The sequence below is a fragment of the Pseudomonas palleroniana genome (assembly GCF_022836895.1).
GTDB classification, from domain to species: Bacteria; Pseudomonadota; Gammaproteobacteria; order Pseudomonadales; family Pseudomonadaceae; genus Aquipseudomonas; species Aquipseudomonas palleroniana.
Genome location: NZ_CP092411.1, coordinates 4212718 through 4237018 on the forward strand (window position 1 = coordinate 4212718; position 24301 = coordinate 4237018).

Annotated in this window: 21 protein-coding genes; 13 read left to right on the plus strand and 8 right to left on the minus strand. The window is 62.6% G+C overall.

The annotated features are described in order from the left end of the window. The first annotated feature begins 14 nt into the window (after positions 1 to 14). The 3 genes from MJP36_RS19115 to MJP36_RS19125 all read left to right on the plus strand — a co-directional run bounded on the left by MJP36_RS19115 (position 15) and on the right by MJP36_RS19125 (position 3610). Positions 15 to 1349: an LLM class flavin-dependent oxidoreductase gene (locus tag MJP36_RS19115; RefSeq protein WP_244383756.1), complete on the plus strand. Its 1335-nt coding sequence runs from the start codon at positions 15 to 17 to the stop codon at positions 1347 to 1349. A 153-nt stretch (positions 1350 to 1502) separates the two neighbouring features. Continuing rightward, on the plus strand, positions 1503 to 2672 hold the full coding sequence (locus MJP36_RS19120; RefSeq protein WP_244383757.1) for an acyl-CoA dehydrogenase family protein: 1170 nt from the start codon (positions 1503 to 1505) through the stop codon (positions 2670 to 2672). Further along, positions 2669 to 3610, plus strand: coding sequence for a D-isomer specific 2-hydroxyacid dehydrogenase family protein (locus MJP36_RS19125; RefSeq protein WP_244383758.1), 942 nt, complete (start codon positions 2669 to 2671; stop codon positions 3608 to 3610). The genes MJP36_RS19120 and MJP36_RS19125 overlap by 4 nt, the downstream gene beginning before the upstream one ends. Here the strand turns inward: MJP36_RS19125 and MJP36_RS19130 are convergent. The 4 genes from MJP36_RS19130 to MJP36_RS19145 form a co-directional block, all read right to left on the minus strand. Then, positions 3607 to 4494 (minus strand): LysR family transcriptional regulator, encoded by an 888-nt coding sequence (locus MJP36_RS19130; protein ID WP_060755309.1) that lies wholly within the window; start codon positions 4492 to 4494, stop codon positions 3607 to 3609. The genes MJP36_RS19125 and MJP36_RS19130 overlap by 4 nt on opposite strands. A 168-nt stretch (positions 4495 to 4662) precedes the next feature. Continuing rightward, positions 4663 to 5280, minus strand: a complete 618-nt coding sequence (gene ycaC / locus MJP36_RS19135; RefSeq protein ID WP_060755310.1) for an isochorismate family cysteine hydrolase YcaC — start codon at positions 5278 to 5280, stop codon at positions 4663 to 4665. A 29-nt stretch (positions 5281 to 5309) separates the two neighbouring features. Then, the gene (locus MJP36_RS19140) at positions 5310 to 7148 is read right to left on the minus strand and encodes an amidohydrolase (protein WP_198761957.1); all 1839 of its coding nucleotides are present in this window, start codon (positions 7146 to 7148) and stop codon (positions 5310 to 5312) included. Continuing rightward, complete coding sequence (locus MJP36_RS19145; RefSeq protein WP_060755312.1) at positions 7145 to 7735, minus strand: antibiotic biosynthesis monooxygenase; 591 nt, start codon at positions 7733 to 7735, stop codon at positions 7145 to 7147. Before MJP36_RS19145 ends, MJP36_RS19140 begins: the two co-directional genes overlap by 4 nt. Positions 7736 to 7905: 170 nt before the next feature. Between MJP36_RS19145 and MJP36_RS19150 the strand changes: the two genes are divergently transcribed. From MJP36_RS19150 to MJP36_RS19160, 3 genes are all read left to right on the plus strand, one after another. Further along, positions 7906 to 8337, plus strand: coding sequence for a helix-turn-helix domain-containing protein (locus MJP36_RS19150; RefSeq protein WP_161549445.1), 432 nt, complete (start codon positions 7906 to 7908; stop codon positions 8335 to 8337). Positions 8338 to 8419: 82 nt separating this feature from the next. Continuing rightward, entirely contained in the window at positions 8420 to 9142 is a 723-nt protein-coding gene (locus tag MJP36_RS19155) for a pirin family protein (RefSeq protein WP_161549444.1), read from the plus strand. Positions 9143 to 9287: 145 nt separating this feature from the next. Next, positions 9288 to 9791, plus strand: coding sequence for a hypothetical protein (locus MJP36_RS19160; protein WP_244383759.1), 504 nt, complete (start codon positions 9288 to 9290; stop codon positions 9789 to 9791). Between the two features lie 61 nt (positions 9792 to 9852). Here MJP36_RS19160 and MJP36_RS19165 read toward each other — a convergent pair whose 3' ends face one another. Continuing rightward, positions 9853 to 10851, minus strand: coding sequence for a quinone oxidoreductase family protein (locus tag MJP36_RS19165; protein ID WP_090371650.1), 999 nt, complete (start codon positions 10849 to 10851; stop codon positions 9853 to 9855). Between the two features lie 101 nt (positions 10852 to 10952). Between MJP36_RS19165 and MJP36_RS19170 the strand changes: the two genes are divergently transcribed. Further along, positions 10953 to 11816, plus strand: coding sequence for a LysR family transcriptional regulator (locus MJP36_RS19170; protein ID WP_244383760.1), 864 nt, complete (start codon positions 10953 to 10955; stop codon positions 11814 to 11816). A gap of 1 nt (position 11817) precedes the next feature. Here MJP36_RS19170 and MJP36_RS19175 read toward each other — a convergent pair whose 3' ends face one another. Then, positions 11818 to 12777, minus strand: a complete 960-nt coding sequence (locus tag MJP36_RS19175) for a GlxA family transcriptional regulator (RefSeq protein ID WP_244383761.1) — start codon at positions 12775 to 12777, stop codon at positions 11818 to 11820. A gap of 106 nt (positions 12778 to 12883) precedes the next feature. Here MJP36_RS19175 and MJP36_RS19180 point away from each other — a divergent pair, with 106 nt between their 5' ends. Continuing rightward, positions 12884 to 13426 (plus strand): acyl-CoA thioesterase, encoded by a 543-nt coding sequence (locus MJP36_RS19180; RefSeq protein ID WP_244383762.1) that lies wholly within the window; start codon positions 12884 to 12886, stop codon positions 13424 to 13426. Between the two features lie 18 nt (positions 13427 to 13444). Here the strand turns inward: MJP36_RS19180 and pvdP are convergent, their stop codons facing one another. Next, complete coding sequence (pvdP, locus tag MJP36_RS19185; RefSeq protein WP_244383763.1) at positions 13445 to 15073, minus strand: pyoverdine maturation tyrosinase PvdP; 1629 nt, start codon at positions 15071 to 15073, stop codon at positions 13445 to 13447. A gap of 141 nt (positions 15074 to 15214) precedes the next feature. On the opposite strand from pvdP, the gene pvdM reads away from it, so the two are divergent. Genes pvdM through pvdO form a run of 3 tightly spaced genes read left to right on the plus strand, consistent with a single transcriptional unit; the run spans position 15215 to position 18756 of the window. After that, positions 15215 to 16564: a pyoverdine-tailoring dipeptidase-like protein PvdM gene (gene pvdM, locus MJP36_RS19190; protein WP_244383764.1), complete on the plus strand. Its 1350-nt coding sequence runs from the start codon at positions 15215 to 15217 to the stop codon at positions 16562 to 16564. Positions 16565 to 16583: 19 nt separating this feature from the next. After that, the gene (pvdN, locus tag MJP36_RS19195; protein ID WP_244383765.1) at positions 16584 to 17852 is read left to right on the plus strand and encodes a pyoverdine-tailoring periplasmic protein PvdN; all 1269 of its coding nucleotides are present in this window, start codon (positions 16584 to 16586) and stop codon (positions 17850 to 17852) included. Positions 17853 to 17883: 31 nt separating this feature from the next. Next, complete coding sequence (gene pvdO / locus MJP36_RS19200; protein ID WP_090371665.1) at positions 17884 to 18756, plus strand: dihydropyoverdine dehydrogenase; 873 nt, start codon at positions 17884 to 17886, stop codon at positions 18754 to 18756. Positions 18757 to 18941: 185 nt separating this feature from the next. On the opposite strand, the gene MJP36_RS19205 is transcribed toward pvdO, so the two are convergent. Next, entirely contained in the window at positions 18942 to 19769 is an 828-nt protein-coding gene (locus tag MJP36_RS19205; RefSeq protein WP_060755323.1) for a formyl transferase, read from the minus strand. A gap of 199 nt (positions 19770 to 19968) precedes the next feature. Here MJP36_RS19205 and MJP36_RS19210 point away from each other — a divergent pair, with 199 nt between their 5' ends. Both MJP36_RS19210 and MJP36_RS19215 read left to right on the plus strand, forming a co-directional pair. Next, positions 19969 to 21621 carry a cyclic peptide export ABC transporter gene (locus MJP36_RS19210; RefSeq protein WP_060755324.1) on the plus strand — a complete coding sequence of 551 codons (1653 nt, stop codon included), beginning with the start codon at positions 19969 to 19971 and terminating at the stop codon, positions 21619 to 21621. 110 nt (positions 21622 to 21731) lie between these two features. Next, positions 21732 to 24173, plus strand: a complete 2442-nt coding sequence (locus MJP36_RS19215; RefSeq protein WP_244383766.1) for a TonB-dependent siderophore receptor — start codon at positions 21732 to 21734, stop codon at positions 24171 to 24173. Positions 24174 to 24301: the final 128 nt, after the last annotated feature.

Consider the following 24301-nt stretch of genomic DNA (forward strand, 5'->3'; position numbering starts at 1 on the left):
GCCAGGAGCCGCACATGAGCAAGCCACGTCAATTCAAGCCACGCCATTTGAAACTGGGCGCCATGGTCCATGGTGTCGGCCACGGCTGGGGCGAATGGCGCCACCCGCAGGCGCAACCCAATGCCAGTACGAATTTCGGCTTCTACCAGCAGCAGACCGCGCTGGCAGAACGTGCCAGGTTCGACTTTGTATTTATCGCCGACAGCCTGCACATTCATGCCAAATCCAGCCCGCATTACCTCAACCGTTTCGAGCCGCTGACCCTCCTCTCGGCACTGGCGGCACAGACCACCCATATCGGTTTGGTGGCGACGGTGACCGTCAGCTACACCGAGCCCTTCCAGGTGGCGCGCCAGTTTGCCTCCCTGGACCATATCAGCGGCGGCCGTGCCGGCTGGAACGTCGTCACCTCGTGGCTCAGCGGCACCGCCGACAACTTCGGCAAAGCCGAGCATCCGCCGCATGCCGTGCGCTACCGCATCGCCAAGGAACACCTCAACGTGGTCAAGGGTCTGTGGGACTCCTGGGAAGATGACGCCTTTGTCTATGACAAGCAGAGCGGCGAGTTTTTCACCCCCGGCAAGCTGCATGCGCTGAACCACAAAGGCGAGTTTTTCTCGGTCAAAGGCCCGCTGAACATCGCCCGCTCGAACCAGGGCCAGCCGGTGATTTTCCAGGCGGGCACCTCGGAAGACGGGCGTAACTTCGCCGCACAGCATGCCGATGCGATTTTTGTACATGTGGAGAGCCTCGAGGAAGGCCTGGCCTATACCCAGGATCTGAAGCGGCGCGCCGAAGGCTTTGGCCGCGATGCCGACAGCCTGGCGATTCTGCCGGGCATCCGCCCGATCATCGGGCGCGATGCCGCCGAGGTGGAAAGCCGCTATCAGCAGGCTGTCGATCTGGTCTCCGTAGAAGACGCCATCGTCGCCCTCGGCCGCCCGTTCAACGACCACGATTTCAGCCAATACCCGCTGGACGCCGCCTTCCCGGAGCTCGGCGACCTGGGTTCCAACAGCCAGAAAGGCGGCTCCGACCGCATCAAGCAATGGGCCAGGGACGAGGGCCTGACCCTGCGCGAAGTGGCGCTGCGCTTCTCACGGCCCAAGCGTGATTTCGTCGGCACTCCGGAGCAAGTTGCCGATGCGATCCAGACCTGGTTCGAGGCCGGTGCCAGCGACGGTTTCATCATCAATTCGCTCCTGCCGGACGGCTTGCAATCCTTCACCGAATGGGTGGTGCCGGTGCTGCAACAACGCGGGTTGTTCCGCACCGAGTACAGCGGCCATACGTTGCGCGACAACCTGGGCCTGCAAGTACCAACCAACCGCTACACCGAAGCCTCGTAGTGAGCGGGCTTGCCCCGCGCTGGGGGGCGCAGCCGCCCCAACAAGGACGCCGTGGTGTTTCAGGAATACCGAGGTGACCGGATTTAGGGCGGCTACGCCCCCCAGCGCGGGGCAAGCCCGCTCACTACAACCATTTCAAGCGAGTACAGACTCATGACTCAAGCGTCCTTGCGTTCCGTGGAAGTCACCCATTTCGATGCCCTGCTCGAGCGTCTCAGCGCCGAGCTGGCCAGCACTGCGCATCGGTTTGATGAAAGCGGCGCCTTCCCCCACGCCAACTTCAAGCTGTTGCACGAGCACGGCCTGGTCGCCCTCACCGTGCCCAAATCCCTGGGCGGTGGCGGCGCCAGCCTGCCCCAGGCGCGCAAGGCCATCAGTGCGATTGCCAAGGGCGAGCCCTCCACCGCGTTGATTCTGGTGATGCAATACCTGCAACACACGCGTCTGCAAGACAGCAAAACCTGGCCCCAGCACCTGCGTGTCCAAGTAGCAGAAGAGGCGGTGCGCAACGGCGCGCTGATCAATGCGTTGCGTGTAGAACCCGACCTGGGCACCCCGGCCCGTGGCGGCCTGCCATCCACCACCGCGGTACGCAGCGCTGACGGCTGGCGCATCAGCGGGCGCAAAATCTACTCCACCGGCAGCCATGGCCTGAGCTGGTTCATCGTGTGGGCGCGCAGTGACGATACCGACCCGCTGGTGGGCGCCTGGCTGGTGCCAAAAAACAGCCCCGGCGTGAGCATCATCGACACCTGGGACCACCTGGGCATGCGCGCCACCTGCAGCCATGAAGTGGTGTTCGACAACGTGCTGGTGCCGTTGGACCACGCGGTCAGCGTCAGCCCCTGGAGCGCGCCGCAACCCGAGCTGGATGGCGAAGGGTTCCGGTGGATGGCGGTGTTGTTGTCGTCGGTGTACGACGCCGTGGCCCAGGCCGCACGGGATTGGCTGGTTACCTGGCTGGAAGAACGCAAGCCATCCAACCTTGGGGCGGCGCTGGCCACCCTGCCACGGTTCCAGGAAACCGTCGGGCATATCGACACGTTGCTGTTCGCCAACCGCAGCCTGCTGGACGCTGCCGCCGAAGGGCACACCCCGGCCGCCAACGCGGCACAATTGAAATACCTGGTGACCCACAACGCGATCCGTGCGGTGGAGCTGGCCATCGAAGCCTCGGGCAACCCCGGCCTTTCACGTCATAGCCCGCTGCAACGGCACTATCGCGACGTGCTGTGCAGCCGCGTCCACACCCCGCAGAACGACGCCGTGCTGCAAGGCGTCGGCAAAGCCGTGTTCGCACAACGTCAGAAGGAACGCACATGAGTCAGGTGATTATCGCCAGCCAGCTGGACGAAGACTTCAACACCGTGATCCGCCAGCGCCTGGTCACGCTGCACCCGCAAGCCCAGGTCATCGGTGTACCGGTCGGCGTGCCCAGCGACCTGCCGCCCCAGGCCAATGTCCTGCTGCTGCGCCCGATCAACGTGCGTGGCTACACCGCCCCCGACACCCCGCCGCCCGGCTGGCCTTACGGCGTTCAGTGGGTGCACCTGGTGTCCTCGGGTATCGACTTCTACCCCCAGTGGCTGTTCAACGGCCCGCCGGTGACCACCTCACGCGGCAGCGCCGCCGATAACCTCGCCGAGTTCGCCCTGGCGGCGATCTTTGCTGCGGCCAAACACTTGCCGGATATCTGGGTGAAGGATGCCCAGTGGCAGTTCACCGCACTGCGTCCTCTCAAGGGCACCACGTTGGGGATCCTGGGGTTTGGTGCGATTGGCGAACGCCTGGCGCAAAAGGCCCTGGCCTTGGGGATCAACGTCGTGGCGCTACGTCAAAGCCAGGCACCGTTCAGTTCGGGCGTGGAAACCGCCAAGGATATCCATGACCTGTTCGCCCGCGCCGATCACCTGGTGGTAGCCGCACCGCTGACCGAAGCCACGCGACATGTCATCAACCGTGAGGTCCTGGGGAGCGCCAAGCCGGGATTGCACCTGATCAACATCGCACGGGGTGGTTTGCTGGATCAGGAGGCACTGCTCGAAGCGCTGGACAACGGTCAGATCGGGCTGGCATCACTGGATGTGACAGAACCGGAGCCGTTGCCGGAGGGTCATCCGCTGTACAGTCATCCGCGGGTGCGCTTATCGCCGCACACCTCGGCGATTTCCACGCGCAGCCAGCATGAGATCGCCGACGCGTTCCTGGCCAATCTGGAGCGTTACCTGGCTCAGCAAGCACTCCACAACCGGGCCAATTAACAACCGCCGGCGAGGCGCTCGCGTAGAAACTCCACCAGCGCCTGCACCGGCCGCGAACTTTGCCGGTGCTGCGGGTACACCGCCGACAGAGTCAGGGGGTCGGGGGCGTACTCATCCAGCAGCGTCACCAGCCGCCCGTCCTTCAAGGCATCGGCGACGATAAAGGTCGGCAGGTAGGTGACGCCCATTCCGGCGATGGCTGTGTCGCGCAGCAGCTCGCCATTATTGACGCGCATACGCCCGCTGACATTCAGCGACTGCAACTTGCCCTTGGCCTGGAAGCGCCACTGCACCTGGCGGCCGTGGCCGTAGGGCAGGCAATCGTGGCCGGCCAGGTCTTCGGGCTTTTGCGGCGTACCGCGCACGGCCAGGTAGTCGGGGCTGGCGCAGTACACACGCTGCACGCTGGCGATGCGCCGAGCGATCAGGGTGGAATCCTCCAGGGTGCCGATGCGCAACACGAGGTCATAACCCTCGCCGATCAGGTCGACGGGGCGGTCGCTCAGGTCGACTTCCACCGAGACGTGCGGGTGACGTTGCAGGAACAGCGGCAGCAGGCAACCCAGGTGCGCCATGGCAAATGACAAGGGCGCACTCAGGCGAATAGTGCCGCGTGGTTCGCTGTTCTGGCCGGCGATGCCCTGCTCCACCTGCTCGACTTCACTGAGCAGGCGCAAGGCGGATTCGTAGTAACTCTGGCCCAGCGGCGTGACGTCGAGGCGGCGGGTGGAGCGGTTGAGCAGACGCACGCCGAGGCGGTCTTCGAGTTGGATCAGGCGGCGGCTGACAAATTGTTTGGACAGGCCCAATTGCTCGGCGGCGGCGGTAAAGCTGCCGGACTCCATGACCTGGCAGAACAGGCGCATGTCTTCGAAGGGGTTCATTGTCGCTTCTCGGTGGACATTTCCGGGTTTATAACACGCCCTGACTGATCATTCCCACGCGCTGCGTGGGAATGCAGCCCTTGGACGCTGCGCGTCCGCAATGCAGGTCGTGACGCGGAGCGACACGGGAGGCATTCCCACGCGGAGCGTGGGAACGATGGGGATGGGTTACTTGGCGGTGAAGGCCGAGTAGCTGTTCATCAGGTTGCGGTAGTTGGGGATGCGTGGCGACAGCAGGTTGGCCAGGCCTTCCATGTCGTTGCGCCAGTCGCGCTGAAGCTCGCAGGCCACGGCGAACCAGTTGACCAGTTGGGCACCGGCGGCGGTCATACGTGCCCAGGCCGCTTGTTGTACGGTTTCGTTGAAGGTGCCGGAGGCATCGGTGACCACGAATACCTCAAAGCCTTCTTCCAGCGCGCACAGGGTCGGGAACGCTACGCACACGTCCGTCACCACACCGGCAATGATGATCTGCTTGCGACCGGTCGCCTTCACTGCCTTGACGAAGTCTTCGTTGTCCCAGGCGTTGATCTGGCCAGGACGGGCGATGTACGGCGCGTCCGGGAACAGTTCTTTCAACTCTGGAACCAGCGGGCCGTTGGGGCCGCTTTCGAAGCTGGTGGTGAGGATGGTCGGCAACTTGAAGAACTTCGCCACATCGGCCAGGGCCAGTACGTTGTTCTTGAATTCGTTGGGCGAGAAATCCTGCACCAGGGAGATCAGGCCGGTCTGGTGATCGACCAACAGTACAACGGCGTCATCTTTGTTCAAACGAGGGCTAGCCATGGTTCAACTCCTTACGGGGGTTTGGGTAATCAGAATGCAAAGCACGAGCAGCCGAACGCACCCCAGAAACCCTGGAAGTCGCTGACCGGCACGCTGGAAAGGCGCGCTTTTTCGTGGCTGTGGGAATGCACGCCGCAGGGGCCGCTGCATTGGTGGACCTGCGCCTGCAACGGTGAACTCGGGCGCCAGTGGCCCGGCACCTTGACCACCGGCGACCAGTCCGGCAGCACCGGCACGCGCGGCGGTGCGTAATCTTCGAAGTCACCGGCGCCGTACACCACCTTGCCGCCGACGACGGTGAGCACCGATTCGATCCACTTGATGGCTTCTTCATCGACGCTGAAAAAGTCGGCGGACAACGCCGCGACGTCCGCCAATTGGCCGACCTTGATCTGCCCCTTCTTGCCTTGCTCGGACGAGAACCAGGCGCTGCCATGGGTGAACAGTTCCAACGCGGTCAGACGCGGCAGGCCCTCGGCATGCAGCGCCAGGCCACCGACGGTGCGGCCGCTGACCATCCAGTACAGCGAGGTCCACGGGTTGTAGCTCGACACCCGCGTGGCGTCGGTGCCCGCGCCTACCGGCACGCCTTCGGCGAGCATGCGCTGGATCGGCGGCGTGGCTTCGGCGGCCTTGGCGCCGTAGCGCTCGACAAAATATTCGCCCTGGAACGCCATGCGGTCCTGGATGGCGATACCGCCACCCAAGGCACGTACACGTTCGATGTTCTGCGGCGTGATGGTTTCGGCATGGTCGAAGAACCACGGCAGGCCATTGAACGGAATATCGCGGTTGACCTTCTCGAAGACGTCGAGCATGCGCGAGATGGATTCGTTATAGGTCGCGTGCAGGCGGAACGGCCAGCGCTGCTCGACCAAGTGGCGCACCACCGGTTCCAGCTCCTGTTCCATGGTCTGCGGCAGGTCGGGACGCGGTTCGAGGAAGTCTTCGAAGTCGGCGGCCGAGAACACCAGCATCTCGCCGGCCCCGTTGTGGCGCAGGTAATCATCGCCCTGGTGCAACTTGACGCTGCCGGTCCAGTTCTTGAAGTCGCTGAGTTCTTCCTTGGGCTTCTGGGTGAACAGGTTGTAGGCGATGCGCACCGTCAACTGTTCGTCCTTGGCCAGTTGCTCGATCACCGCGTAGTCATCGGGGTAGTTCTGGAAACCGCCGCCCGCGTCGATGGCGCTGGTCAGGCCCAGGCGATTGAGTTCATGCATGAACTGGCGGGTGGAGTTGACCTGATATTCCAACGGCAGTTTCGGCCCCTTGGCCAGGGTCGCATACAGAATCATCGCATTGGGCCGGGCCACCAGCATCCCGGTAGGGTTGCCGTGGCTGTCGCGCACAATCTCGCCACCCGGTGGGTTGGGCGTGTCCTTGGTGTACCCGGCCACGCGCAATGCGGCACGGTTGAGCAAGGCGCGGTCGTACAGGTGCAGCACGAACACCGGGGTGTCCGGCGCGGCCTGGTTGAGTTCGTCCAGGGTCGGCATGCGTTTTTCGGCGAACTGGAATTCGTTCCAGCCACCGACCACACGCACCCATTGCGGCGTGGGCGTACGGTCGGCCTGGTCCTTGAGCATGCGCAAGGCATCGGCCAGGGACGGCACACCTTCCCAGCGCAACTCGAGGTTGTAATTGAGCCCGCCACGAATCAAGTGCAGGTGCGAGTCGTTAAGCCCCGGAATGACTGTGCGGCCCTTGAGGTCGATGACCTGGGTGCCGCTGCCACGCAGGGCCATGGCTTCACCATCGGTGCCCACGGCGACGAAGCGCCCCTGGCTGATGGCAACGGCGGTGGCACGCGGGTTTTCACGATCCACGGTGTGGAACTGGCCATTGAACAAAATCAGATCGGCGTTCATAGGGTTTCCTTTACAGAGGCTTCAAGCCAGGGAGCGAACAGGCGGGTGGCCGCCGGCATCAGCAGGTAGACCACCAGCAGAACGATGGTCAGGGTGATCAGGAATGTGGCGACGACGTAGTTGGAGAGCAGCGGATGCAAGCGCAGCACCGGGCCCCAGATGATCGGCACCAGCAGGGTCAGCGGCAGGATCACACACAGGGTGACGACCGCCTGCTTCCAGCGCGGAGGCTTGGCGGCGGTGTCGGCCAGGGGGGAGAACCAGAACTCGTTGGCCGAGCCGACTTCAGTGCGGTCGCCGTCGGCGAGCATCGGTGCGGCCTGGTTGATCAGCTCCTGACGCTCGGGGGAGTCCAGCCAGTGCTTGAGGTCATCGGCCGAGCGATAGCGCAACACGCAGGTGAACAGCGCCAGGGCGTCCTGCTTGCTGCGCACCACATCAACGCCGAGGTGGCCCGGACGCTCACCGGCAATGCGCACAATGCGTCGAAGCCAGGCTTCGTAATCGGCTTCAAGCCCCTTTTTCACGCGGTGTTTGACCACCAGGGTCACGACCTCATCCGGCCCGCCTTGCGCTGTTGAGTCCATCGTGTTTTTCCTCTGGGTACTTGAATATTGGCAGTAGTGTGCAGTGCGCCGATCCGCAAAAATTGCACGTATGTGCTCTGCGCAAGAGATGCTTGCAGCGCTCTACACGGGGGCTGCATTCACCGGTAAGGTAGGCAGGAACCCGCGCCCATCGACCATGGAGATCGATCATGGCTCAACCCGTTGCCACCACCGGAATGCTGTGCCCACAGCGCGAACAGAGGGTCAAACAGTTGATCCTCGCCAATCTGTCCGGGACGCTGGACGTGACGGAACTGGCCCGCGCCTGTGAACTGTCGCGCAGCCATTTCTCCCGGGCCTTCAAGCGCACTACAGGTGTAGCCCCCCAGGAATGGATCCGCCAGCAACGCGTCAAGCAAGCCAAGCGGCTGATCGCCGTCTCCGGCCTGAGCCTGACGCAAATCAGCCAGGAATGCGGGTTCTTCGACCAGGCGCACTTCTGCCACCTGTTCAGCCGTATCGAAGGGGTGAACCCGATGACCTGGCGCAAACTTCAACTGCGCTATCGCGACTACCTCAGGGCGGCTCAGCGGGCAATCGTCAACTGTAGCGGGACAGTCATTCAAAATTCAGCTTCTTAATCAACCTATCGTTAACCAGTAACCTTCTCCTCACACCGAAGCCCTGCATCGTGCAGACCGCTTCTTTTGAGGAGAACATCCCATGCTGACCCTTCGCAAAGCCTCGGAACGCGGCGCCGCCAATCACGGTTGGTTGAAGTCGTTCCACACCTTCTCATTCGCCAATTACTGGAACCCCCAGGAGCAGGGTTTTTCCGACCTGCTGGTGATCAACGATGACCGCGTCGCCGCCGGCAAAGGCTTCGGCCAGCACCCGCACCGCGACATGGAGATTTTCTCCTATGTGCTCGAAGGCGCCCTGGAACACAAGGACACCCTGGGCACCGGTTCGGTGATCCGCCCCGGTGACGTGCAACTGATGAGCGCAGGCAGCGGCGTAGCCCACAGCGAGTTCAACCACAGCCAGAGCCGGGGCGTGCACTTCCTGCAGATCTGGATCGTGCCGGATGTGGTCGGCGCCAAGCCGCGCTATCAGCAAGAGCACTTCAGCGAGGCGCAGAAACGTGGGCGCTTGCAGTTGATCATCTCGCCGGATGGCGCCAAGGGTTCGCTCAACGTGCGCCAGGATGCCCGGGTCTATGCGGGCCTGTTCAACGGTGACGAAAGCGCAACCCTCGATCTGGCGCCGGACCGCTACGCGTACATCCATGTGGCACGTGGCAGCGTCGAGATCAATGGGCAGCGCCTGCAGGAAGGTGACGGCGCACGCATCCGCGATGAACGCCAGATTCGCCTGAGCCAGGGCACTGACGCCGAGGTGCTGGTGTTTGACCTGCGCCCTCAGGAACTGCCGCAGATGCCATGACCGGCCCTGCGATGGCCCGTGAGAACGGGCCATCGTTGGCATCGATAGTCACCATCAGCGCAATGAAGTTCTCTTGAAAAATCCAACGCGTAACATCAAACCCATACCCAGCAGCACCCAAACCCAATACTCGGAGCACACTCTCATGAAACGCCAAATCTTGCTTAGCCTCGCTTTCTCGGTACTCGCCGCCAATGCTTTTGCTCACCCCGTTGTCGCTGAAGGCGGCGCGGATCGCCTGATGGATAGCCGTGTAGCCGAAAGCGGTGCTGACCGCCTGCTGGAACGCCGCGTAGCTGAAGGCGGTGCTGATCGTCTGCAACAACGTGGTCTTGCTGAAGGCGGCGCGGATCGTCTGCAACAACGTGGTCTGGCCGAAGGCGGTGCGGATCGTCTGCAACAACGTGGCCTGGCCGAAGGTGGCGCTGATCGTCTGCAACAACGTGGCCTGGCCGAAGGTGGCGCTGATCGTCTGCAACAACGTGGCCTGGCCGAAGGTGGCGCGGATCGTCTGCAGGAACGTGGCCTGGCCGAAGGTGGCGCTGATCGTCTGCAGGAACGTGGTCTGGCCGAAGGTGGCGCTGATCGTCTGCAAGAGCGTGGCCTGGCCGAAGGTGGTGCCGACCGTCTGCACAGCAACAATGCCTGACCCCGCGCTGTTGGCGGGAACCCCAAACCGGCCTGATCAGCCGGTTTTTTTTCGTCTTCGATTAATGCAGGTTGCGCTCCAGCCAAAGCACCGCCTTGCCGATCTGCTGCCGTGCTTCGATGCGTTCATGCACTTGCTTGACCGTTTCCAACGTGTAATGCCCTTCGATCTCCACCGTCAGCGAGCCCTCCAGCATTGCCGCGAACACCGCGTTCGCCCGTCGTTGCACGGTAGGACCATCGGCCATATGGTCGGCCAGCCGCGGTCGTGTCAAAAACAATGAACCGGCCTCCCCCAGCTCCATCGGATCAAGGTCCGTCAGCGAGCCGGAAACATTGCCGTAGTTGACGATCAAGCCACGGGTACGGCATGCCCTGAAACTGTCGCGCAAGGTGGTTTTACCCAGCGAATCAAATACCACGTCCACCCCGCGCCCATCGGTGGCCTCCAGCACCCGCTCGGCAAATCCGTCATAGGTCCAGGCGTGGTGAGCCCCCCGCTCCAGGGCAATCGCACATTTTTCAGCGGTGCTACCGGTCGTGAACACGGTCGCGCCGAGTCGACGCGCCATCTGCACCAGCCATTGACCGATGCTGCCGGATGCCGCGTGGATCAGGCAGGTATCACCGGCTTTCAGCCGCGCCACATCCTCGATCAGGTAATGGGCGGTGCTCCCTTGAAACATCGCTGCAGCCGCCTGATCGAAAGGGATCGCGGTGGGAATCTGTGCCACTTTGTCGACAGGCACACAGGCGTACTCGGCATAGGCTCCCCAGGCGATACACCAGGCTACGCGGTCACCCACGTGCAAATGGCTGACGTCGGCCCCCACTTCTACCACCACACCCGCGCCTTCCATGCCCAGTGTGCAAGGCAGGCGCACCGGGTAGGTCGCTGACCTGGCGTATTTGCCCTGGCGGGTATGGATATCCATGAAATTGATGCCCGCACAGGCAACCTGCACCAACACATGCCCAGCGATGACCTGGGGTTTGGGTACGTCATGGCGCAGTTGGGCCACTTCAGGGCCGCCGTAGGTGTGCAGGGTGATGGCTTTCATGGGGAACAACTCCGTTTGCAGTAGGAAGCGCCCATGGTAAAAGGACGCTATCAGACTGAAAATTCCCCATCCATTCACAGCCTCCGTGCGGAAATAACCCGATGTTCGACTGGCAGGATCTGTATTACTTCACCGTATTGGCGCGCACCCAGTCGCTGTCGGCGGCCGCGCGGGAGTTGCAGGTGGAACATGCCACCGTCGGGCGCCGCGTCGATGCGTTGGAAAAAGCCCTGGGCGTCAAGCTGGTAGACCGCTTGCCGCGCAGCCGGCCGCTCACTGCGCAGGGCCTGGCGTTGGCGAAACTGGCGGCCGGCATGAACGAAATGGCCACTGACGTCATGCGCCTGTCACGGGTCGCCTCCATCGAAATGGCCGGTACGGTGCGGGTCAGTTGCCCGCCGTCCATCGCGAACCATTGCATCGCCCCCCACATTGCCCGTTTGCGTGCGCAGTACCCCCAGTTGAACCTGGTACTGATGCCGTCTACCCAGGTTGCGGCACTGGACAAGGGCGAGGCCGATATCGCCCTGCGCACCGTGCGACCCGACGAGAACGCGCTGGTGCGGCGCAAGGTCGGTGTGGTGCGCTTCGGGCTGTATGGCTCGCCCGAGCTCCAACAATTGCCAGCGCCGCAGTGGGGCTTCGTCGCCTATGACAGTAGCCGCGACCACCTGCCCCAACAGGCGTGGATGCATCAAGTGCGCGGCCAACGCCCGGTAGTGTTTGCCGCCAGTGAGCTGATTACCCAGCAAATGGCAGCCCGCGCCCGGGTCGGTGCCGTGGTATTGCCGACCCTGGTGGGCGACCACGATCCGTTACTGGTCAGGCTGCCCACGGCCAGCGAAGGTCCGGTGCGCGATATCTGGCTCACGGTGTACCCGGATATGCGCCGCTCACCCTCGGTGAAAGGGGTGATGGAGTTTCTGGTGACGTGTATCGAAGACGAGCCGCAATTGCGCCGTTGAATCACCGCACAACGCCGAGAAATTTCTTGCGATACGCCGCCGGCAACATCCCCACCCGTTGCTGGAACAGGCGGCGAAACGAATTGCTGTCTTCATACCCCACCGCGTAGGTGATGCTTTCGAGGGTCATGCGCGTCGATTCGAGCATCTGCTTGGCCCGCTCCAGGCGCAGGGCCTGCACGTAGGCAATCGGCGTATGGGCGGTCGCCTCCTTGAAGCGCCGCTTGAAATTGCGCACGCCAAACCCAAAGCGCCGCGCCACCTCGTCGATCACCAGCGGCTGGGCAAAGTGCTGCTCCAACCAATGCTGTACCCGCAGAATTTCAACGTCGCCATGGCTCTTGGGCAGCGACCACATGGCATACACCGATTGTTCGGTGCGTACCGTATCGATCAGCAGGTATCGGCTGCACGTGTGGGCCAGTTCCGGCGAACCGAAACGGCGAATCAGGTGCAGCATCAAATCCATTGCCGCACTGGCGCCGCCACAGGTGATCATGCGGTTTTCTTCGCACAGGATCTGCGCCTCATCCAGGCGCACCGTGGCGTAGCGGCGCCGGAATAGCTCGGCAAACGCCCAGTGGGTAGTGGCGCGCAGGTCGCATAGCAAGCCGGTTTCGGCCAGTAGAAAAGCGCCGGTGCACATCGAGGCCAGCACCGCGCCACGCGCATGCTGCTCACGTAGCCAGGGGCCGTAGCTTGGAAACGCCGGCAAGGCGTCTTTCAGGGTAAAGAGAAATCCCGGGATCAATACCAGGTCGGTCTGGGCCACTTGCGCCAGCGAACGGTCCACCTGCAAACGCTGCCCACCCCAGGCCGCCACAGGCTCGCCGTCGAGGGATGCAACAGTGATCTCAAAGGGCGGCGTCTCGGCGAACAGGTTGGCGGCGCTGAGCATTTCCAGGGCCAGGGTGGCACTGGCGGCGGAGCATTGATCGGCCAGAAGCAAGGTGATGTGCATTGAGGGGCCTATTGCGCTTTTCGCATGTAATAAGTCATTTGCGCACCTACCTTAGCCGATCCGACACCTTTACAGTGCCCGCTCCGATCAACTGCCTGGCGTTTTTATGAATCTCTGGTTTCGCTTGTTCCGCATGCTGTGCCGCCGCCCCTGGCGTAACCCTGTGCATGGGCTGGACACCACCGTGGTGCGTATGCGGGTGTGGCCGCTGGACCTGGACCTCAACCGGCATGTCACCAATGGCCGGTATTTTTCCCTGGCGGACGTGGCACGCATGGATTTTGTACTGCGCACCGGCGCCTTTCGCGTGGCCCTGCGCCAAAAAGCCTTGCCGATCGTGGGCGATACCTGGGGCAAGTTCCGCCGCGAGTTGAAACTGTTCGAAGCGTTCGAGGTGCACACCCGCATGCTCGGCTGGGACCACAAGTGGAGCCTGATGGAGCACCGCTTCGTCAGCCAGAGCCGGGTGGTTGGCGTGGTGGTGATGCGCGGGCTGTTCCGCAACGCCAAAGGCACCCTGCCCCCGGCGGATTTCCTGCGTGAACTGGGCCTGGACGAGACCTCACCTGCGATGCCGCAGTGGTTAAGCGACTGGGCAGCCAGCTGTGACGCCATGAGCGTGCAGTTGCGGGGGGAGGAGCAGGTTTGAGCTCACTGGTGCAAAGGCTCAGTCGTCCCTTTTGACCTTCAAATGCCGCGCATACCACGGCCGTTGCGGCACGCGCTTGAACCAGCCCTTGAGCAGGTCTTCATCGGTGCCGAAGGTGATGCGCAGGGCCAGCTTCATGGTTTCCGGGTCCATCTCCATTGAGCGGCCCATTTGCAGCCCTGGCGTGGTGCTGCAGCCGTGGGTATCGGGGCCCAGCCACGGGTCGTCGACTTCGACCCAACGACCTGGGGCAAACCAGGCCACGCCGTTGACTTCGCGGCGGCTCACTTCGCCCGGGTGGAAGCGTTCATGAGCACGGAACCAGTCTTCGATGCGGTCGTCGATCCAGCCGTGGAAATGCCAGAACACCGGGTTGACGTGGGAGGAGAACGGGTCGCCGAGGAAGTCGTTTTCGGGCGCATACCAGCGGGCGGCAAAGTCCGAGGGGTCGCGGGCGAAAGGCACCGGGGCGCCGTTGGACGGATCGCGAGGCACCGAGGCCCAGCGCATGTGCAGCCAGTCATGCAGGCCCAGTTCCATTTCCGAGCCCAACTGGCCCAGGGTCAACTTGGCCAGGTAACGCGGATCGCGGTATTGCGACTCCCACACCTGGAAGTTGCTGTGGTAAGTCTCGGCCGCCTTGATGTCACCGACCCACTGGGTGTAATCGGCATCGTCCGGGGCCGACCAGGCCGGCGGCAGCGCGAAGCCGTCGTGGTTGTCGAAGTAACGCAGGAAACCCAGGCGGTCGCGTTCCAGCGCCGGTTGCGGTTCGGGGAATTGCGGCCATGACGGCAGGTCCTGCATGGAGCGCGCCGTGCCGAGCATATGCCGGTGCATGAAGAAGAAGTCGATGCCCGAGCCGTTGCGGTCCTTGCGCTGGCCTCGCGCATCACGCTCCTGGCCACGCGGGCCGGGCTGCCAGCCGATACCGCGCAGGGCGTCGCGTTTTTCCTCGGAGAGCTTGTGCCATTGGTCACGGGTGGCGTGCCACAGCTGGTGAAACAGGCGATGCTCTGGCGAGATCAACCAGGCCAGCAACGTGGGGTTGAGGCCGATACGCTGACGGGCTTCGGGGAACAGCTGTTTGTGCGCGACAAAACGGTTGTCGCGTTCGGTCAGCGCCAATGGGCGATTGAGGTCGAGGATCTGCCCGGTCAGGGTGCCGCTGCCGGCGTTGCCGAAATCGGCCCAGACTTCATCGAGGGTCATCTTGAATTCATAGGCGGGGACGCCGGCGGGCGAATCGCGGTCGATCAGGCGCCAATAGAGCAAGGCGCCCTCGCCCGTCACCAGATCGCCCAGCACGCGGTAACGCGGCTCGCCTTCGGCGCGCAGGTTGTCGGCGGTGTCCAGGTAACCGCGCAGGCCACGGCCACGAGGGGCGATGTCCAGCAGCAGCGCCAGACCTTGCAACGGCAAGCCCTTGAGGCCGGCATCGCGCCCTTCCAGGCGCAGGCTCCAGACGCCACGCAAGGTATTGGCCAGGTGCTGGCCCTGGGTATCGGCCAGGTCGACCGTGGCTTCGCCGGGGGTGATGGGGAACGCTTCTTCGCGCGTCAACTCACGATGGGCATAAAGGGCCGCCGGCACAGCCGCGCCGGTCAGCGCCAGGCCTGCGATGAACCCACGTCGAGAGATCGTCATTGTCTACCTTAGGAAACGGCTTAATCAGAGCTAGAACGTTTGCAGCCCGGCAAAATTTACCGGCGCATCGCTGGCTCTAAATTTCCCCCGCCATCGCTCGTTCCTCCCTGATAGCAAAGGCCGCAACTGACTGAGATGGCAATGACAAAACCACGTTCGAAAAAGGCGCTGTACATCGGCCTGCCGCTGGTACTGGCGATCGGTGCCGGGGCCGGTTTCCTGGCCTGGGATCACTGGTTCAAGGGCAATGCCGGTTACCCGCTGGAGGTGATCAAGCAGGCCAACGAGATGCAGGACCGTTTGTTGTCTTTCGACAGCCACATCACCGTCCCCCTGGATTTCGGCACCGCCGGCAACGAGGTCGACAAGGATGGCGGCGGCCAGTTCGACCTGGCCAAGGCGGCGCGTGGTCGCTTGTCCGGCGCGGCGCTGACCATTTTCGGCTGGCCGGAAATCTGGAACGGCCCCAACGCGCCTCACAAACCCACCGAGGGCTTTGTCGAAGAAGCGCGCCACGAGCAGGAGGTGCGCTACAAGATCATCTCCGGCATGGTGCGCGACTTTCCCAACCAGGTGGGCATCGCCTACACCCCGGATGATTTCCGGCGCCTGCATGGCGAAGGCAAGTTCGCGATTTTCATCAGCATGCTCAACGCCTACCCGCTGGGCAACGACCTGAACCAGCTGGACCTGTGGACCGCGCGCGGCATGCGCATGTTCGGCTTCAGTTACGTGGGCAACAACGATTGGTCCGACTCTTCGCGCCCATTGCCGTTTTTCAACGATTCGGTGGACGCACTCGAGGGACTGTCGGAGATCGGCAAGCAAGCCGTCCACCGCCTGAATGACCTGGGCGTGATCATTGATGTGTCGCAGATGTCGACCAAAGCCCTGGAGCAAGTGGCACAGACGAGCCGCACGCCGCTGGTGGCCTCCCACTCGGCACCGCGGGCGTTCGTCGACATCCCGCGCAACCTCAGCGACAAAGAGCTGCAATTGATCAAGAACAGCGGCGGCGTGGTGCAGATCGTAGGGTTTTCCGCCTACCTGCGCCCGCTGAGCCAGCCAACCCAGGACAAGCTCAACGCCCTGCGCGCACGCTTCGACCTGCCGCCCCTGCCCAACCTGGCCGTGGCCTTGATGCCCGGCGACGCAATCATTGCCGCATGGCCCGAACAGCGCTTCGGCCAATACGCCAGTGCGCTGTACGCCATCCTCGACGAAGAACCCAAGGCCACCCTCAAGGACCTGGGCGACGCCATCGACTACACCGTGCGCAAGATCGGTATCGATCACGTCGGTCTCGCTTCGGACTTCAACGACGGCGGCGGCATCCAGGGCTGGGAGAACGTCGGCGAAGTGCGCAATGTCACCGCCGAACTGATCCAGCGCGGCTACTCCGAAGCCGATATCGCCAAGCTGTGGGGCGGTAACTTCCTGCGGGTATGGGACCAGGTACAAAAAGCCGCCAAGCCTTTGGCCAACCGTTAATCACCGACGAAGTAAGTCCATGACCAACCGCCGTACTTTTCTCAAGCAGGCCGGCGTACTCGCCGCCGGCCTGCCGCTGCTGCCACAGGCACTGGCAGCGCCAGCCACACCGCTGGCGAACGACCCATGGACGGGACTCAAGCAACTGTTCAACCAGGACCCGGATTACCTGCACTTTTCCAACTTCCTGGTGGCGTCACACCCCAAGCCCGTGCGCGACGCCATCGAGCGCTACCGCATGCAGATCGACCGCAACCCCGGGCTGGCGATGGACTGGGACCTGCAGGAAACCTGGAAGCGCGAAGGCCAGGTCCGCGAATGGGCCGGGCGTTACCTGAACGCCACACCGGCGCAGATCGCCCTGACCGGCAGCACGTCCGAAGGCTTGGCGATGATCTACGGCGGGATCAAGGTACGCGCCGACCAGGAAATCCTGACGACGGTGCACGAGCACTACGCGACCCAGAACAGCCTGGATTTCCGCGTGCAGAAACAAGGCACCCAGGTACGCCGCATCACGCTGTTCGACAACCCCAGCCGCGTGTCCGCAGATGAAGTGCTGGGCAATATCCAGCGCAACCTGCGCCCCAACACCCGCGTACTCGGCATGACCTGGGTGCAATCGGGCAGCGGCGTGAAACTGCCGGTCGGCGAGATCGGCAAACTGGTGGCGGAACACAATCGCAACCGTGACGACCAGGACCGCATTCTGTATGTGATCGATGGCGTACACGGCTTCGGCGTGGAAAACCTCGACTTCCCGGATATGCATTGCGACTTCTTCATCGCCGGCACGCACAAATGGATGTTTGGCCCACGCGGTACCGGCCTGGTCTGCGCCCGCGAAACCGAGAACAAGTACGTCACGCCGATGGTGCCGACCTTCTCCGAAGACACCAACTTCGCCACCACCATGACGCCCGGCGGTTATCACGCCTTCGAGCATCGCTGGGCGGCCGATGAGGCGTTCAAGCTGCACCTGCAACTGGGCAAAGCGCCGGTGCAGGCGCGCATCCATGCCCTCAACAGCGAACTGAAGAACCAGCTGCAGGCTCACCCGCAAATCGAGCTGGTCACACCGCGCAGCCCCGAACTGTCGGCGGGGTTTACGTTCTTCCGGGTCAAGGGCCAGGACAGCGATGCAGTGGCCGCGCACATGCTGAAAAACCGCGTGGTCATCGATGCGGTCGACCGTGATGTCGGCCCGGTGATCCGCACCTCCCCCGGCCTGCTGAACAGCTCGGATGAGATACACCGTTTCATGACCGTGCTGAGCCAGCGGTTGTGACTCTTATTCTTCCTTTGAACGAGGCGTCCCCATGATTGCATTGCGACTCAAACCCTTGACCACGCTGGCGCTGACCGCCCTGTGCAGCACCTTGCTGCCGGGGTTGGCCCAGGCCGCCGCCGCGCAACCCGGCAAAGTGTTCAAGGACTGCAAGGACTGCCCGGAAATGGTGGTACTGCCCGCCGGTACGTTCACCATGGGCACACCGGAAGACGAAGTCGGCCGCGAGCCCGATGAGGGCCCGATGCATGCAGTCACCTTTGCCAAGCCGTTCGCCATGAGCCGCTTCCAGGTCACGGCCGGCGAATGGGACAGCTACGTCCGCCAGACCGGCGTCAAGATCGCCAATGGTGACGACCGCCCTGGTCGTGAATGCATCGCCAGCAAACCGCGCTACCCCCAGGGGCCGCGCCAGCCGGCGGTGTGCATGGACATGGACGACATCAAGGCTTACGTGGCCTGGCTGTCGAAGAAAACCGGCCAGCAATACCACATGGTCAGCGAAGCCCAACGCGAATACGCGGCCCGCGCCGGTTCCACCGGGCCATTCCCCTTCCCGTTCGATGAAGGCAAGGGCTACAGCATCGCCCAGCATGCCAACACCTATGGACCGGCGGACGGCTACAGCTATTCATCGCCGGTGGGCAGCTACCCGCCGAATGCGTTTGGTCTGTATGACATGCACGGCAACGTCTACGAACGGGTCGCCGATTGCGAACACCCCAACTACATCGGCGCCCCAACCGACGGCAGCGCCTGGATGGAGCCGAACTGCGAGTCCTACCAGATCCGCGGCAATGACTGGGGCGAAGCACCGGTATTCTCGCGCTCGGGCAACCGCAACAACATCTACCCGCAGACGCGGGGCGACTGGATCGGGTTTCGCGTAGTGCGTGATCTCTAGCGCACACTCTAATCCCCTGTGGGAGGGGGCTTGCTCCCGATGGCGGTGTATCAGTCACGGTTTCTGAACCTGACACACCGTCATCGGGAGCAAGCCCCCTCCCACAAGTTATCCATCGTCCGCTCTATCGCTTAACTGACTGGCATTAGGGCAAGCCCCCTCCCACACTTGGATCACATGCAAGTTCAGCCCTGCTGCGCCAACCGCTCCAGCCCTTCATGCAACGCCGGGAACAAGCTGTTGTTGAAGTTGTTCCAGCGCAGTTCGAGGATGGTGTCCTGCGGCGATATCTCGGTGTTGAGCACGTCGTGGAAGACTTCACCGGAGTCGATGCCGTTGTCCACGTAGTGGAACGACGCACCGGTCAGGTACAGCGGCTCGCAAGGCTTGGTCTCTTTGGTCGCCCAGTCCACCACCGCCTGGCCACGCGCTCCGTACAACGCATTCCAGGTGGCATAGGCGCCACGGCGCTCATAGGGCGACTCGAGGCGGGTAATGCCGGGGTGGATATTCATGATGCGTCGGGCAAACGGCGCGCCGGGGCGTACCAGCTCATCGAGGATCACCAGCAAACCGTCCAGAACCACGATATCGGCCTTCAACTCCACCAGCGTGTCGTGCAGGCGACGCTCGAAATCCTGCTTGCCGGCGATATGTTCCGCGCTGCCACGCGGCAAGCGACGGTAGGTGGACGGCACACTCAGCAGCAGGTCGTTGACCAGCGTGCCCTGCACACGCAAGTCCGCCGGGTACAGCCACTGGCGGCCAGGCTGGTAGGCAAAGCCATAGTCGCTGACCAGTTGCTGGTCCCGTGGGTTCTGCTCGTCATCGTCATACACCACGCCCACCAGGTTGTAGCGCTGGCCCAGCGGCGTGTCATTGAGGGATCCCACCAGAAACTCCAGCACCGACTTCATGTAGCGCTCGTGGTCCTTGTAGGCCACCGGCTGCCCGGCCTTGTCGGCGGCGGCATTTCTCAGGGACCACACATACACCAGGTTCTTTTTCGTCATTGTTTCGCTCTCGCTGAGGGGACTGCGCAGCGCGTGGATACACGTGCGCCTACAGCACAAGAACGAACCAGCGTCGCGGCAATTTATCCGGCGTGGCCGCCGCCCGGCGCGCCGAGCTAAATCCTTGCGCCGACGCTTCGTTTGTCAGGGGTAAGGGTCTGTGTGCCCAGCCCCTCTTTTCACTCTCCGGGATGTACTTATGACCGACCCCAAACGCGGCGCCTTCAATGGCCTGCTCGCCCTGCTCAGGCCCTTTCGTATGATCGTGACGGTCTCCGTCGCCCTCGGCATGGCGGGCGGCCTGGCCATTACCCTGCTGCTGGCCACCATCAACAATGCCCTGCACTCGGCCAACGGCATGACCCAGGGCGTGGTGCTGACCTTTGCAGCGCTGTGCGTGGTGGCGCTGGTCAGTTCGATCATCTCGGACATCGGCACCAACTACGTCGGGCAGCGCATCATTGCCGCCCTGCGCAAAGACCTCGGCGAGAAGGTGCTGTCGGCGCCCATCGGGCAGATCGAACGCTACCGTTCCCACCGGCTGATCCCAGTGCTGACCCACGATGTCGACACCATCAGCGACTTTTCCTTTGCATTCACCCCGCTGGCCATCGCCGCCACGGTCACCCTCGGTTGCCTGGGCTACCTGGCCTACCTGTCGGTGCCGATGTTCCTGATGATGGTGGTGGCGATCATCATCGGCAGCGCCGTGCAGTTCATTGCCGGCGGCAAAGGCATCCAGGGTTTCGACCTGGCGCGCAGCCATGAGGATGAATTGCAGCGTTACTACAACGCGATTGCCTCCGGCGCCAAGGAGCTGCGCATGCACCGCCCACGGCGTTTTCGCATGAACACCCACCGCATCCAGGAAACCGCCGACCGCATCAGCGACATCCAGGTGCGCTCGGTCAACATCTACATCCTGGCCAAGACCTTCGGCTCGATGCTGTTCTTCGTGGTCATCGGCCTGGCCCTGGCGATGCAGGCATACAACCCCAACCCGGACCCCACGGTGATCACCGGTTTCGTGCTGGTGCTGCTGTACATGAAAGGCCCCCTGGAACATCTGCTGGGTTACCTACCGGTGGTGGGCAAGGCGAAGATCGCCTTTGGCCGTATCAGTGAATTGTCCGAGCGTTTCTCGTCGCCCGAGCCGCACCTGCTGATGGACGACAGCGAGGCGCCCAAACCGATGGTCAACAGCCTGGAGCTGCGCAATGTGAGCTACAGCCCGCCGGCGGTCGAGGGTAGCGCGCCGTTTCACCTGGGGCCGATCAACCTGAGCATCAAGCAAGGCGATATCGTGTTTATCGTCGGCGAAAACGGCAGCGGCAAGACCACCCTGATCAAACTGCTGCTGGGTTTGTACACCCCGCAGTCGGGCGAAATCCGCCTCAATGACGAGACCGTGACCGACCCCGAGCGCGACGATTATCGCCAGCTGTTCACCACGATCTTCTCCGACTATTACCTGTTCGATGACCTGGTGCAGGGCAGCGCCACGCAGTCGCTGGACAGTGCCGCCAAATACCTGGAGCGCCTGGAAATCGCGCACAAGGTCAGCGTCAAGGATGGCGTGTTCAGCACCACCGACCTGTCCACCGGCCAGCGCAAGCGCCTGGCCCTGGTCAACGCCTGGCTGGAGGAGCGCCCGGTACTGGTGTTCGACGAATGGGCCGCCGACCAGGACCCGGCGTTCCGCCGGATCTTCTACACCGAGCTGCTGCCGGACCTCAAGCGCCTGGGCAAAACCATCATCGTGATCAGCCACGACGACCGTTATTTCGATATCGCCGACCAGTTGGTGCGCTTGCGTGCCGGCCAGGTGGTGCACGCGCTGGAACCGGCGTGAATTTTGTTTTCCGGTTTTCTGAGGTAGGAACGTCTCACTAGTGGTAATGAGAACCAGCCTCAATTAACACCTAGAATTTGCCCACTTAAAACCTAGAAGAGAAAGCATCCATGCCAGCACGACTCGGCCTCAGCCCACTGAGCAAGGCGTTAACCATGCGCCGGGCCCTGAACATCAACCTTCTTCCAAGCGCCTTGGCCCTGGCAGTATCGTTGCCGATCGCAGGCTATGTGCAGGCTCAGGAGATCGAGTTGAATATTCCTGCCCAGGCGCTGGGGAGCGCACTGCAGGAATTCGGGCGCCAGGCCAACGTGCAGGTGTTGTACAGCCCCAGCGACGTGCAGGGCAAAAACAGCCGTACGATCAAGGGCAAGATGGCGCCACAGCAAGCCATCGACCAGTTGCTGGCGGGCACATCGACCACCCACAGCCTCAACGGCAATGCGTTGACCGTTGCCGCCGCCGGCGACACCACCGCCCTGGAGCTGAGCCCCACCCAGGTCAATGGTAACGTGCTGGGCAATATTACCGAGGGCTCCGGTTCCTACACCCCAGGCACCATCGCCACCGCGACGCGCCTGACCCTCACGCCACGCCAGACCCCACAGTCGATCACCGTGGTCACCCGCCAGCACATCGAAGACTTCGGCCTCAACAACGTCGATGACGTGATGCGCCACACCCCGGGCATCACCGTGTCGGCCTATGACACCGACCGTACCAACTACTACTCCCGGGGTTTCTCGGTCAACAGTTTCCAGTACGACGGCATTCCGTCCAGCGTGCGCAACGTCGGCTACTCGGCGGGCAATACCCTGAGCGACATGGCGATCTATGACCGTATCGAAATCCTCAAGGGCGCCACCGGCCTGCTCAACGGCGCAGGCTCCCTGGGTGCGACCATCAACCTGATCCGCAAGAAGCCCACCGCCGACTTCAAGGGCCATGTGACCGTGGGTGCAGGCTCGTGGGACAACTATCGCAGTGAAGTCGATGTCAGCGGCCCCTTGACCGAGAGCGGCAACGTGCGTGGCCGGGCGGTGGCGGCGTACCAGGACAAGAAGTCCTTCATGGACCACTACTCGCGCAAGACCGAAACCTACTACGGCATCACCGAATTCGACCTGTCCCCGGACACCATGCTGACCGTCGGCTTCGACTACCAGGACAACATTCCGAAAGGTTCCAGCTGGTCCGGCGCGTTCCCGCTGGTCAACTCCAACGGCAGCATCAACAAGATGCCGCGCTCCTACAACAACGGCACCACCTGGAGTTCATGGGAGCAGAACACCCGTACCGCCTTCGCCATGCTCGAGCATGACCTGGGTGACGGCTGGGTGACCAAACTGCAACTGGACCACAAGATCAACGGCTACCACGCTGACCTTGCATCGATTCAGTTCGTCCAGCCGGCTGCCGATGGCACCGCCGAGATCAACGGACAGAAATACACGGGTGAAACCAAAAGCACCTCGGCCGATCTTTATGCCACCGGGCCGTTCAGCCTCTTTGGTCGTGAACATGAATTGGTGGTGGGCGGCTCGATCGGTACTTCGCGCTGGCAGGGCAAAGGTTACTGGTCGCCGGAATGGCCGCAGGGCAACAAAGTCGATTTCTACAACTGGAACGGCAAGCTCGGCAGGCCAATCTACGGGCCGGTGCAGCAGTACATCGACGACACTATCCGCCAGAACGGCTACTACGTGACCACACGCTTGAACGTGATCGATGACCTGAACGTGATCCTCGGCGGGCGCGTGGCCAACTACCATGTCACCGGCAACAACCCTTCGTACAAGGAAACCGGGCGGTTCATCCCTTACGCCGGGGTGATCTACGACCTCAACGACAACTTCTCCGCGTACGCCAGCTACACCGATATTTTCCAGCCCCAGGAAAGCACCTATAAGGACCGCGACAGCAAACTGCTGGACCCGGACGAAGGGCAAAACTACGAGCTGGGCCTCAAGGGTGAGTTCTTCGACGGCCGCCTGAACACCAGCATCGCCTACTTCGAAGTGCACGAGACCAACCGGCCGATCTCGGACGACGCCTACAACAACCAAACGCCAACCCCGAACAACTACGCGTTCAAGAGCTCCAAGGCGGTCACCAAGGGGTATGAGGCAGAGATTTCCGGTGAGCTGAGCCCGGGCTGGCAAGTCCAGGGCGGCTACACCCACAAGATCGTGCGTGACGACGACGGCAAGAAAATCTCCACCTTCGAACCCGAGCACCAGGTCAACCTGAACACCACCTACAAGCTCAAGGGCGACCTCGACAAGTTCACCATCGGTGGTGGCGTGCGCTGGCAGACCAAGGGCTGGCAAGAGGTCTGGAACCAACCCCTCAACCAGAACCAGGACATTACCCAGGAATCCTACTGGCTGGTGGACCTGATGACCCGCTACCAGGTCACCAAGAACCTGTCGGCGACCGTCAACTTCAACAATATCTTCGACAAGTCCTACTACACCAACGTGGGCTTCTATAACTCGGCCGCCTACGGTGAGCCGCGTAACGTGATGGTCAGCACCCGCTGGGACTTCTGACCTGAGCCCTTGACCACCCAGCGTGGTCGAACAAACGCCCGATGAGAGCCCTGCTTTCATCGGGCGTTTTTTTATACCTGCCCCCTTGCGACCGCACCTTGTGCGGGCTTGCCCTACTGCCAATCAGT